Below are 12,483 nucleotides of genomic sequence, written 5' to 3'. Positions count from 1 at the left end.
TTAATATCAACGTAACAAATCATTCATCTTTCAGATCGACAGTCGGCAAGTTAAAAACTTTTTCGATGCCAATCCAGCTTTCTGCCGCATCATCAAATAGCGTTTCATATTGATCATGGAATCCAAAAAGGTCACTAAAGAAATATGTTTTCAGTGTTGGATACATGCTTACTTTCCATTCGTTGTCAGCTCCATCAGGTACAGAAATAATAAAATCTGTGGACAAGCTACAAGTGGTTATCCCGGCCTTAGCACCTCCATTGACAGCACTCGACGCGTAACAAAACATATTAAAATGTGAAGAAGGTTCGCGTAAATTAAACTACCACCTAAGCTGTGGGCTTCCTTGGGCCGGATTGGTTCTATTGATAACTTCAATATCATTTATTGTTTCCGTATGGCTATTGGAAATGCTTATTCCTCCTGAAATCTCTGGTCCAGTGACACTGACACTTCCTCCTAACTCGAAAGAGACACTGCTGGTATAAGAGCTCTGGCGTTCCGTAGTTTGCGGGGAATGTGCATGAATAATGGCACCATTCGGGTGAACCGGAGCGAATTCCAAATTTACGTCAGTCAGGCAAAAGCCATACCCTTTCATTTTCAGAGTACTGACCTTGGTATGCCATTCTCCATAAAAAGAAGGTTCTACATAGGCTATAAAACCCAGATTTACCAAATAAAAATGTTCTTTCCGGTCTTTGCTATAAGCGGTCCATATCTTAGCTTCTACTTGAAAATTATCGGTTGTCCCTTTACCTTCATGTCCATGAACAGGAGGTGCGGTATAGCTATTTTGACCGATAACGATATAGGCAGATATCAAGTTTTTCAAATCCGACGAACCGTTTGACGGAGCTTTCGGTTCCAGGGCTCTTTGTAAACTTTGACTTGTCATGTCGCAATGAAATCCCTGCCCGTATTCATTAATCGTCTGTACAGATTCTTTGCCATCAGCTCCGGTAGCAGTACTGAGCGCATTGAGCTTGGAATAGAATCCGCTCGCCGACGGAAGCGGTCCAGAAAATACCCACAGCGGCAGTTCGTCCGAATAAGACTCATCTTCCTTCGCATAAGGATTATAGCAATCCAGCAACGTGCAGACGGTATTAAAATCCTCGTTCGTTCCTCCCTCCATCATCATCACGATGCTCCGCTTATGGAACATATCCTTGATGTCAGCCAGCAAATCGGTATCCGACTGAATCCGGTCAATGTCCTGCCGGGTAAAGAAGAACGCGTCGCCAACCTCCATCTTCTTTCCCGGAGCATAAGGAACCGCCTCCTTGTAACGGTTTATCATGTTCTCGGATATCATATGGTCTTCTTTGCTCCAGAACGAAAGGTAATAAAGCGTGTTGTTGTGTGTTACGCCTAACTGGTCGGTAGTAGGCAAAGGATCAGTTAGTTTCTCGGGATCATTTACATTGTCGGGGGCGTAGTCATCCTCGTCATCGCCGCACGATGTAGCTACCGCAAGAACCATGTAGCACAACAATAAGTAATGAAGTAAATGAATCTTTTTCATGACTTTTTAAAGGAGAATCCTATTGTTTGTATTATTCAAATTCAAGCTGTAGAACTCATTTGCCGCTTGAAATAGAGTTGTCTTTATTTGAAGTTATTTGGGTAGCATTTTCTTTTACACACGTTAAAATCACCCATAAAACCCTGTTTTACTCTTTTTGGAGATGACGCAGGCTCAACCGACAAGTGCAAAATAAGCGAAAAGATTTAAATTCAGCCCGATTCTTGCCTATAAAAATTGTCTCAATTGTCAGAATCGCACATCTTTGTGGTTTAGAACATTTTAGTTTTGTAGTTTAGGCTATTTTTTGTCGTTTGGGCTATTCCTCCATCCATAACACACCGTATTATTCCGCCTCTGTTTTCCTCCATTTAGGGGTACAGCCCGCATTTTCCTTGAACAGCCTTATAAAATGGCTTGGTGACAAAAAACCGGATTTCTCGGAGATGTCGGCAACCGTCAACCTCGGATATCGCGCAAGCAGACGTTTCGCATATTCTATACGAAGTCCGATAATCCAATCGCGGAACGACATGTCATACGTAGTTTTGATGTACCCGGACAGGTAGGTACGGTTGGTATGAAGCACATCTGAAAGCTCCTTTATGGTAAGGCCGGGCCGGATATAACCGTCCGCATCGATACAACCTTTGATTTTTTTCGCTATTTCGGCATGGAAAAAAGGAGTATCCTGCCTCTGTGCCTGTTCCCGGTTTGTGGTGTCACACAGGTCTTCCTCTTCAGAAGTCATGCCATCTTCCATCGCGTTTTCCACCTGTTCGTAAAACAGCAGATAGTTCAGATAGCAAAGGAAGAGATAAATGTAAAACGGTACCGATGACAGAATCCAGATATAGACGTATTCATCAGGCAGGAATGTCAGCAGTCCGCATCCCACCCCGAATGTGACAGCCCAGTAGGTGAAAATGGAAAGCCATTTGATATAGGCACCGATGTCGTCCGCACGGGTGTCATCGAAAATGCGGATGACCCTGTGATAGGCCCGGAGAAGCCTACGGGTCAAGAACAGCCCATAGATAACCAACCATGCGGCCAAGGCAAACATCACCGTTGTCTGTAAACCACCTTTTGGTAACAACAGCAGAACGATGCCGGAAAGGATGGAAAACAGTATCCATAGACAGATATGCGTCCGTAACCGACGTTTGGTGATATAAAAGCGGTCAAGCAGAGTGGTGAGGGCCGAACTGAACAACCAGTAGCACAAAAAATAGGTGGACAGGTTCATCAGGATGGCGGCATCGGTATTCTTGAACCTGATTCCAAAAAAGAAATGTACCGAATAGTTGGCGGCAAGTAACAGTATGGCTACCCCCATAATTCGCCGGGAACGCAGATAATTATTGAAAATGGCTTTTTCCGAGGTTGGAGCCAACAAAAAATAAAAGCCGAAGAACAACATCAACGGTAGCGCAATACAAAGTGAATAACTGTATATAGATGGTTCCATTTTATTATGCCTAACTATTTTGAATGCAAAATTAGCGAAAATACTGAATATATGGCGGATTTGCCATGACGATTTACTTTCAACACCCTATTTTGATATAATCGAGGGCTTGTTGTATGGTATCCTTGCCATTATGTCATATTGATGGAAAAAGCAGGAAAAGGAATGGTATGTTCCCAATCCTGCCATATATATCCGCACACTCGTTCACATTTTTATACCTTTCGGTTTGCACTCGTCACGGACGTTGAATCCCGGCCGCCCGATGATGATGTGGTCGGCAATAAAATTGCCAGACGGACTGCGTTCATTCACCGAGCTGCGTATCTGCGGCACATCTTCGGTGTGTTGTGGAGATACGTTTCGTACACCTTCCGCATCCGGTTTGACCTCCTGTCCGTCATTCTCCTTTTCGGCGACTTCGGGCGTAGGCGGCTCAAGCTCCAACTGTATCTTTCGGTCGAGTGCTGCAAGTTCGGACTTCAACTGTTTCAGTTCGTCCTCCTTCTTCCATACCTTCCCGGCTATCTCCTACAACTGTGAGACCTCCTTTTCCTGCACCTCGTTCTTCGCCTTGTACTGGTCAATGATGGACGGAATCCTCTCCAATGCGTTCAGGAAATTGCGTGCGGCGGCTACCGGGTCAGCCATCGCCAGCATGCAGCCTATGTCATACAAGGATACTGATACTACGGGAGAACCTGTCGAGCATGTGACAGAACCGGACAAGCAAATTGCGCATTCGGCTCTCGGTGACTACGGACCATTCAGTGTGAAATATGCCACGAAGGACTTTCTCAGCTACGGGAACAAAAAGTTCCGCATATAGATTCTGATTTTGCTTGTTACAGATGGAAGCAACGGCAATATGCCAGAGGAGGCCGGGCTATACAAAAAATAAGGGGCTGTACACATGCGTCAGCTCCTTGTTTTTAAGGGGTAAGCGACTGCTCAACTACATCTTGTGCATTCAATTTTTCAGTGGGATGCACTCCATTGTAAGTGCATCTCAATTTCCATATACCAACTTATCTCAGGGTTGTCATTGAGTGTCAGTCTCGCTTTTTCCCGTTTTTTCCTGCATTTTCCCGGAACTGTCCTGATTATTTTCTCCATACATCCGGTAGCAGTTCCTTCAGGTCTCTGTCTGATTTGGGAGCCAGATAATAGGGGAGTTTACTGATCACATCATTCAGCCACTCTCTGGGGTTGACACCACGTTCCTTACATGAGCCAAGCAAGGAACAGATTATAGCCGTATTCTCAGCCGCTTCGTGGTTTCCGCAGAACAGCATGTTCTTTCTTGATATGACCAGTGGCCTCAGGGCATTCTCACAGCGATTGTTGTCAATGAAAATTCTTCCGTCATGGAGATACGGTTTCATTCTTGGCAGCAGGGAGTAGGCATAGGCTATGGCTTTTCCCATAAGACTTCGTTTTAGAACTTTAGGGTATGTGTTTTTAAGCCAGAGTTCAAAGCTGTCAAGCATCGGTTTGGATAGACGTTGGCGTAATTCAGCACGTCCTTCATACGGGAGTTCCTGTTTATCCGCCATGTATTCCACATTATACATATCCTGGATAAATTTGAGTCCCTGCATGGCATATTCCAGATTTTCTTCCTTGCACAGCTCTATATGTCTGCGGATATGCGCGAGACACCCACACAGACATACGTCCTCCCCATCCTCAAAGGCGTCATAAATGGGATGGCCGTCACTTTGGAGATATCCTTTGAAGTTTTTCAAAAGCCTGACCGCAACTTTTTGTGAACGCGATCCGTTGTCGTAATGGAAGAAGGCAGACGCGGCACAGCCGCTCGGACTATCCAGATGTATTCTTTTACGGCTTTATGCCTGTCGTGGTTTATAACCGGAAGCGTGGTCTCGTCAACCTGGAAGTAATCTGCGGCCAGTACTTTCTTCCTGAGTTCCAGATAAAGTGGCCTGAGAAGCTCGCAGACCGGTCTGAACCAGCCGTCCAATGTGTTTTTGGACAGTTTCACACCCAGATGTTCCAGCTGTTTCACTTGTCGGTAGAACGGGACATGATATTCGTATTTCTGTAAAAGGACCTCAGCGAGCATGGAAGCCCCTGGCATACCTTTATATATGGGCATCAGTGGCATGGGAGCGGTTATTACAGCCTTTTCTCCGTTATCAACGGCCTCCATTTCATTTTTCAGGGCGTATGTGGGACGTACCGTGTCTTTCACATAGAGGTAGCCGGGTTTCATCTCAAGGGTCCTGGTATGTTCCTCGCCTATCTTGACGTATCTGCTTAAATCGACATTCTCCGGTTCGATGACGACTGTTACAACCGGAAGGTTATCCATGACGACCCGGTTACGGCGCGGCGTTTTATTGGCGGCCCGGGACTTGGGGACGGTAATCTGTTCAGCCGCCCTGCTCCGGGCATCTTCGATTTCCGCCTCTATCTGTTCCAGGTCGCCATAGTCAAAAGGGAGCTTCGGGTCTCCGTTATCGACAGGCTTGCATTTCTCACTCATCTTTCCGAACACCTTCCTCTTCAGCCATGCCAGGGAGGCGTTCAACTCAACTATCGTACCCCGGAGTTCTTCTATGGTCCTTGCCTGGGCTGAGATGATCTCACTCTGTTTACGGTTGATATCCAGCAGCTGCTCCATTGAGGGTTCCACAGCTTGTCCGGTTGCATCTTCTTTTGCCATTCAATATCTTTTTTTTGATGATATAAAGATAGTCAAAAACAACAAGAAAAACAAGCCTTCAAGCTGTTTGTTTACAACTGTTTTACCAATGCTTTTTCAAATTGGAAAGCCGTCTTTGCCTGCCTTTGCTGACATCTTCATTGATGCCTTCCACCATAACGACCAGGTCACTCCAGGTCATGGGGTAAGAACGGGTGGCAGGATTATAGGCGGGTATCTTGAAGGTGCCTTCTTCAAGCAGTTTCTCATAAAGGACCAGACCGCCCGGTTCGGCATGGAGCAATTTTATCTTGGTCCGGAAACGGTTGTAGAAAATGAATACCTCCCCACTTCTGATGTCGCCTCCCATCCTCTCATGCACAAGGCCGCAAAGAGTGAACATACCTTTCCTCATGTCCGTATAACCGGGGCACAGGAAATATCTCATGCTGTCATTTAGGCAGAACATTGGCATTATATATTTTAGAGATCAGATTCAGGGCAGCTTCACAGCCGGAAGACCCTTTAAACTTCAACTTCAATCCGTTGGGTAATTCCAAGGATATTTCAGAGCTGTCCTTTCCTTTCAAGGGAAAGGGGACGCTAGGCTGGGGAGATGGCAGGGGAGCCTCGTGAGATATACCGGGGGATGGCGTGTCGCCATTGATTACTATGGGGACAAAGCTGTCTTTAACCCCTAAGCGGGAGGCTTCTGCCAATAACTCCCGCTCCGTTATACCGTATTTTTGTTTCCAAAGATAGAATCTACTACGGCTATAACCTTCATTCTCACAAAAATCAGCAATGGACAAACCACTCTGCTGCTGACGGAAAAGAACGGAGATAAATTTTTCTCTGCTCATCATGTGTTTACGTCGCTGCATCATAGGATATTATTTTTTTTGCAGCAAAAGTAAGGAGGGAAAATGAACTGTAGAAGATGTACTTACTCAGGCGCTTACTTTAAGGGGATATTCGACTTTTAGCCCCCAAAAAGATCAATATTGTTATGTACAACCGTCCAACCTGCGGGTAAAGTGCGCAACTCGGATCTGGACAGCAAGCTGAAAAGAGGCACAAGTATGTAGGCAACCCTGTTATAGCACCGGAATCTGCTGTGTCGCATGAATCAACCGTAGTCCCCGTGAAAGGCATGGCTATACCGCCAAGGGCTGTGGATGAAGTCGCAATGCGGAAAGCCGTCCTTTCCCAGGCAGTTCTCAGGAAGTCTTAAGAAAGAGGGGATAAACATCTGATACGGACAACTCGCAATACGATACGCAACGATGAAAGTGGTGAACAAATCTGGCACTAACGGATGCGCCTCTTTTATATGATTATAATATTAACAAGAAATGCCCGCCATTGTTCTTAAATGCGAATTATAACTTCTTACTGTTGGAAGATTATCTATAAATCGGGCATGAGGGTAAGAGTGCTTACAAACAATTCGGCCCGCTTTATTGGGGGCTGCCAAACCTCGACCGGCACCTGTACCACCCGCGGATATAAATTCGGACCGGAGGTATGGATGGTATTCCGCACACCGGACCAACGTACCCTTGCGGACAGTCCCGAGCCCGGCAAGCCATAATTCCGTCGGGTCAATTGAACAACCGCCTCTCGGAATATGTTCATATCATGGGCCGGTCCCGTATGCAGCTATTTTCCGGGGTACATGACATTGAGGACATACCGCCTGATGCCGACATCCGAGGTTATGTTTAAATTTGTATATTAATTTATATTTTTATATATTTGCAACAGTTGTTGTCTAATTTACATCAGAATGACATGTGTTCGGAATATGGGAAGAATACTGTCCGCATTCCTCATGCTGGGAATTTCCTCCATGTGCGGAGCCCAGATATATAAATACTTGGGAATAGAGGACGGATTGAGTAACCGGAGGATTTACCGTATCCAAAAAGACGGGAGGGGATACATGTGGTTCCTCACCCAGGAGGGGATGGACCGTTATGACGGCAAGCGGATCAGGCATTACACTGTTCTTGACGGCAATCTGAAGGTGGCCCCGCAAGTCAATCTGAACTGGCTCTACACCGACACGGAGAACACGCTGTGGGTTGTGGGAAGGAAAGGCCGTATTTTCCATTACGACACCCTCCATGACCGTTTCCGGATGGTATACAGGATACCCGGTCTTCAGGATGACTTCGCCACGGGCATGCTCTGTTACGCCTATATGGACCGTGGGGACCGCATATGGCTCTGTCAGGGTGACCATATCATCCGCTATGACACCCGCACAGGCATTGCGCAGCGGCTGGTCTCCCGTTTAAGAGGTGATATAACCGCTATCAGCGAGACGGACGGTACAAACCTTTTCATCGGTACCGTGAACGGACTTTTTCCGGTACGGGAAAGGGACGGTGTCCTTGAGGCGCTTGCGGACACGGACAGCATCCGGACGCCGGTCAGCGAACTCTACTACCACCCCGGTTCGAAGAAACTGTTCGTGGGAACCTTCAGGAAGGGCATACTTGTATACGGAGTGTCCGCAGGCAGTACGCTGCGGAATGTGGCCGTCAACCGGATCACCCCTCTCAATGACCGGGAGCTGCTGATAGCCACGGGCGGAAGGGGGGTATACAGGATGGATATGGACTCGCTAGTGCCCAAACCCTATATAACCGCCGACTACGCCAGCCACAACGGCATGAACGGAGACAATATCAATGACATTTATGTGGATGGCGGGGACCGTATCTGGCTTGCCAACTACCCCGCCGGAGTCACAATCCGGAATAACCGCTACCAGAGCTATGAATGGTTCCGGCACTCACCGGGCAACAGCCGGTCGCTGGTTAACGATCAAGTGCATGATGTCATCGAAGACAGCGAAGGCGACTTGTGGTTCGCCACCAGCAACGGGATCAGCCTGCTGCAGCCTGCGGTAGGACGGTGGCGCTCCTTTCTCAGCCGGTCCGATGGGATACAGGATGGCGGGAACCATATCTTCCTGACGCTCTGCGAGGTCTCGCCGGGTGTCATCTGCGCCGGCGGGTACGCTTCGGGCCTGTACAGGATCGAAAAGAAAACCGGGAGGGTGGAATACTTTCCCCCCTCCTTTGCAGCAGAGGGGCGTCCAGACCAGTATATCAATGACATCGGAAAAGATTCCGGAGGATGTATATGGACAGGGGGCTGCCACAATCTCAAACGTTTCGATCCCCATGACGGCACAGTACGCCTGTACCCGGTCCCGGGCCCCATCACCGCCATACTGGAGAAGGCTCCGGAATGGATGTGGATCGGTACCGGCATGGGGTTGTACCTGCTTGACGGGCACGGGGGGACCTGCAGACATATCGCCTTTCCAGTCGAGGCGGTTCATGTCTATGCACTGTACCAGGCACCGGACGGGCTCCTGTATATCGGCACCCGCGGGGCGGGACTTCTCGTCTATGACAGCGTGGAGGACAGGTTCGTCCGCCAATACCAGACCGAGAACTGCGCCCTGATATCCAATAACATCCATACCATTGTCCCCCGTGCGGACGGCACCCTGCTACTGGGGACCGAAAACAGCGTGGCCCTGTTCCGGCGTGAGAGCGGCACTTTCAGAAACTGGACGGCAGAACAAGGGCTGGCAAGCGTATGCCTCAATGCCGGGGTATCCACTTTCCGGCACGGGGAAAGCTTCGTGTTCGGGAGTAACACCGGAGCCGTCATGTTCCCCTCCGACATGAGGATACCCGCCCCGCATTTTTCTCGGATGCTCCTGCGGGATTTCATGATCTCCTACCGCCCCGTCTATCCCGGGGACAAGGGATCCCCCTTGAGGGAGGATATTGACAATACCGTCAGGCTGGAACTTGCATATGACCAGAATACCTTCTCCCTGGAAGCTGTCTCCATCAACTACGACTATCCCTCGAACATCCTATATTCATGGAAATTGGAGGGGCTCTACGAGGGCTGGAGCCATCCGGTCCAGAGCGGGCGGATACAGTTCACGAGCCTGCCCCCAGGCAACTACACCCTGCGTATCCGTGCCGTCTCCAATGAGGAGAAATACAAGGTGTATGAGGAAAGAAGCCTCGGTCTGAGTGTCGCCCGGCCGCTGTGGGCGGGTACATGGGCCATTGCCGGATATGCGTCATTGTGTGTGTTGGCTGGGGTGGTGTCTTTTCGCGTTGCCATGTTGCGCAGGCAGAAAAGGATATCAGACGAAAAGACGTGCTTCTTCATACATACTGCCCATGATGTCCGTACTCCGCTTACGCTGATCAAGGCTCCGCTGGAAGAGGTGGTGGAGAAAGACATGGTGAAGGCGGAGGGGATGGACAATGTACGGATGGCCCTGAAAAGCGTGGACGGACTTCTGGGATTGGTCACCAGCCTGATAGATTTCGAGAGTACGGACAACTACACCTTGAGACTTCATGTCTCGGAATATGAGCTCAACAGTTATCTGGAGACGACCTGTGAGGCATTCCGCACATATGCCTCCATCAGGGACATCGATATCACCCGTGAGAGCGGCTTCCCTTACCTGAATGTCCGGTTTGACAAGGACAAAATGGACTCTATATTGAAGAATATACTGTCCAACGCACTGAAGTACACTCCACGGGGCGGGAGTATCCAGGTCCGTGCCTTCGCGGACCGGCATGTATGGGGTGTGGAAGTGGAAGACACGGGGATTGGCATTCCACCTGAGGAACGGAAGAAACTGTTCAGGAACCATTTCAGGGGCAGTAATGCCGTCAATCTGCAAGTGGCGGGAAACGGTGTCGGACTGATGATGGTACATAGGCTGGTAAGGCTGCACGGAGGCAGGGTCCGCGTTACCAGTACCGAGGGGAAGGGGACCATGGTATGTGTTATTTTTCCCCTGAGGAGCAGACGCCTTGACAAGGCATGCCCCGTTGCTTCGCCCAGGAAACAGGATACCGGGGAAACCCGCATGGGACCGGATTGCGGCCCCATGCGTGAGATCCTTCCAACAATGACCGGCGGGGACCGGCAGCGTATTCTTATTGTGGAGGACAATGACGATTTGCGGACCTACCTTGAGGGGCTGCTGAAAGAGGAATACCTGGTCCAAACCTGTTCCAACGGACGGGACGCGCTGCTTGTGGCGAGAGAATACAATCCGGACCTGATACTTTCGGACGTTATGATGCCTGAAATGGGAGGGGACGAACTTTGCGCGTCCGTCAAATCCGATATTGAGACATCCCATATCCCGGTCATGCTGCTGACCGCCTTGGGAGATGAGAAGGACATGCTGGAGGGGCTGGAAAACGGAGCTGACGCCTATATCACCAAACCGTTTAGCATAAACGTGCTCAGGGCGAATATCAGGAACATACTGGCAAACCGGGCACTGCTCAAACGGGCATACGTCGGTCTTGAGGACGGAGTCGGACAGGTTCCGCCGGACTGCCACAATACCCGGGACTGGAAATTCATGGCCTCCGTAAGGGAATGCGTCATGAAGAATATCGACAACCCCGGTTTCTGTGTGGACATGCTCTGTGGCATGCAGAACATGAGCCGCACCGGATTTTTCAACAAGTTGAAGGCGCTCACCGGCCATGCCCCGGCTGACTATATCCGCTCCATGCGGCTGCAATATGCGGCACAACTGCTCAGGGAAAAAGACTGTTCGATAACGGAAATCTCGGATGACTCGGGGTTCTCCGATGTCAGATATTTCAGGGAGGTGTTCAGGAAGTACTATGGAATGAGCCCGAGTGAGTACAGGAATTCGATGAGAGGATAACATCACGGGCAGACAGACTCCAGGATATGGCAGGTCTTATTGTCGGAGATGGTGTATGTTTCGCTCCGCACCGACAAGCCGGGCACGGTTAACTCGTTCACCGTAATGATGAAGGCGAACAGCCGCCCTGCCCCAGTATTGAGGCTCGTGCCTGATAGGGATAGTAGAAATAATAGTGTTCGTCCAACAGCCCGCCTGTGAGCGGTGTCGGACTTTCAGTTTTCCATACGAGACCGCCCGTGTCGGCATCCCTCTCGGCTGTCAGTTTCACGTTGGAATAGACTGTTTGAGTGCCCCGCACCACGTATAGGCCGCAGGCCCCGCCTTCGGAAAACTTGGTTTGGCAGCCATTCTCCACAGTACGGGTGGTTTTGCGAACAGCCGACGTATATCCACCATCGGTAACGGAGAAAGTAAGTTGCTGCGCCTTGTCTTGGTTGCCCGGGAGCTCTTCTTGCGTACAGGCGGCAAGCGATAGGAGCACCGCCGCCGGAATCGAATGTAGAATGCTTTGCTACAGTTTCTTTCTTTAATGTGATTAAAAAGCGCACACGGCCAGAAACCTAACTTTATAAGTACTTATCATTACTTTCCAGAGTGGCATCTGGAAAGTGTATGGCATATGCATTGTTAGGGCTATAATATGCCTCCGTAGACGACCAGTAAGAGGTGGTATAAATTGGCGTCGGACCGCCGGCAGCGACGAGGGATGGGTTGACTATATAATTCCAAATTTCGGCATTCGGAAAATCTTTCATCATAATCTTATCATCAGTAAGTCGGGCTGGGGTTAGTCTGCCTGTGGGGTCAGTGTCTTTCGGTATACAGAAGACGACACCGGCGACCGTCTTGCCCGCTACGGATTGCGGCTTCGGGTCTGCGATGACCTGAGCTTTCCCATTGGGATAGCGTTTGCGCAGTCCGCCGTCCGAAGTGCTCCTGCCCGAATAGATGTAGTCCCCAGCCTTCACTTCATCGGCAGTGTAGTGTATTGTTTTGGCTACCGCCACATTCTCCTCGCCGCCATCAATCCAGGTGTTGCCCGGCACCGTCTGCACCAC

Annotated in this window: 10 protein-coding genes and 2 pseudogenes; 3 read left to right on the top strand and 9 right to left on the bottom strand. The window is 49.4% G+C overall.

All coding sequences use genetic code 11. The annotated features are described in order from the left end of the window. Window positions 1–19: 19 nt before the first annotated feature. The 4 genes and pseudogenes from LPH68_RS04550 to LPH68_RS04535 all read right to left on the bottom strand — a co-directional run. A complete protein-coding gene (locus LPH68_RS04550; protein ID WP_004318665.1) occupies window positions 20–289 on the bottom strand; it encodes a hypothetical protein in 270 nt (89 codons plus the stop codon). 33 nt (window positions 290–322) lie between these two features. After that, a complete protein-coding gene (locus LPH68_RS04545; protein WP_004308143.1) occupies window positions 323–1,528 on the bottom strand; it encodes a hypothetical protein in 1,206 nt (401 codons plus the stop codon). Between the two features lie 346 nt (window positions 1,529–1,874). Continuing rightward, complete coding sequence (locus tag LPH68_RS04540) at window positions 1,875–2,999, bottom strand: helix-turn-helix transcriptional regulator (RefSeq protein WP_004318663.1); 1,125 nt, start codon at window positions 2,997–2,999, stop codon at window positions 1,875–1,877. A 207-nt stretch (window positions 3,000–3,206) separates the two neighbouring features. Beyond that, a pseudogene (locus LPH68_RS04535) lies at window positions 3,207–3,656 on the bottom strand (DNA methylase); the annotation flags it as partial. Here LPH68_RS04535 and LPH68_RS04530 point away from each other — a divergent pair. After that, a complete protein-coding gene (locus tag LPH68_RS04530) occupies window positions 3,586–3,828 on the top strand; it encodes a hypothetical protein (protein ID WP_010537621.1) in 243 nt (80 codons plus the stop codon). The pseudogene LPH68_RS04535 and the gene LPH68_RS04530 overlap by 71 nt on opposite strands. A 274-nt stretch (window positions 3,829–4,102) precedes the next feature. Here LPH68_RS04530 and LPH68_RS26805 read toward each other — a convergent pair. From LPH68_RS26805 to LPH68_RS04510, 3 genes and pseudogenes are all read right to left on the bottom strand, one after another. Continuing rightward, window positions 4,103–5,688, bottom strand: a pseudogene (locus LPH68_RS26805) (IS66 family transposase). A gap of 82 nt (window positions 5,689–5,770) precedes the next feature. Then, a complete protein-coding gene (gene tnpB, locus LPH68_RS04515) occupies window positions 5,771–6,115 on the bottom strand; it encodes an IS66 family insertion sequence element accessory protein TnpB (protein WP_074759520.1) in 345 nt (114 codons plus the stop codon). 4 nt (window positions 6,116–6,119) lie between these two features. Continuing rightward, on the bottom strand, window positions 6,120–6,554 hold the full coding sequence (locus LPH68_RS04510; RefSeq protein ID WP_004308135.1) for a hypothetical protein: 435 nt from the start codon (window positions 6,552–6,554) through the stop codon (window positions 6,120–6,122). 536 nt (window positions 6,555–7,090) lie between these two features. Here LPH68_RS04510 and LPH68_RS04505 point away from each other — a divergent pair. Both LPH68_RS04505 and LPH68_RS04500 read left to right on the top strand, forming a co-directional pair. Continuing rightward, a complete protein-coding gene (locus tag LPH68_RS04505; RefSeq protein WP_008643590.1) occupies window positions 7,091–7,261 on the top strand; it encodes a hypothetical protein in 171 nt (56 codons plus the stop codon). Between the two features lie 195 nt (window positions 7,262–7,456). Continuing rightward, the gene (locus LPH68_RS04500) at window positions 7,457–11,422 is read left to right on the top strand and encodes a hybrid sensor histidine kinase/response regulator transcription factor (protein WP_230296868.1); all 3,966 of its coding nucleotides are present in this window, start codon (window positions 7,457–7,459) and stop codon (window positions 11,420–11,422) included. A 97-nt stretch (window positions 11,423–11,519) separates the two neighbouring features. Here LPH68_RS04500 and LPH68_RS04495 read toward each other — a convergent pair whose 3' ends face one another. Both LPH68_RS04495 and LPH68_RS04490 read right to left on the bottom strand, forming a co-directional pair. Next, window positions 11,520–11,906, bottom strand: a complete 387-nt coding sequence (locus LPH68_RS04495; protein ID WP_004312651.1) for a fimbrillin family protein — start codon at window positions 11,904–11,906, stop codon at window positions 11,520–11,522. A gap of 85 nt (window positions 11,907–11,991) precedes the next feature. Further along, on the bottom strand, window positions 11,992–12,483 hold the full coding sequence (locus LPH68_RS04490; protein WP_004318655.1) for a hypothetical protein: 492 nt from the start codon (window positions 12,481–12,483) through the stop codon (window positions 11,992–11,994).

The organism is Bacteroides sp. 1_1_30 (assembly GCF_020982715.1).
GTDB classification, from domain to species: domain Bacteria; phylum Bacteroidota; class Bacteroidia; order Bacteroidales; family Bacteroidaceae; genus Bacteroides; species Bacteroides xylanisolvens.
Note: the sequence above shows the minus strand (reverse complement) of the source record. Positions and strands in the feature narration are given on the sequence as shown.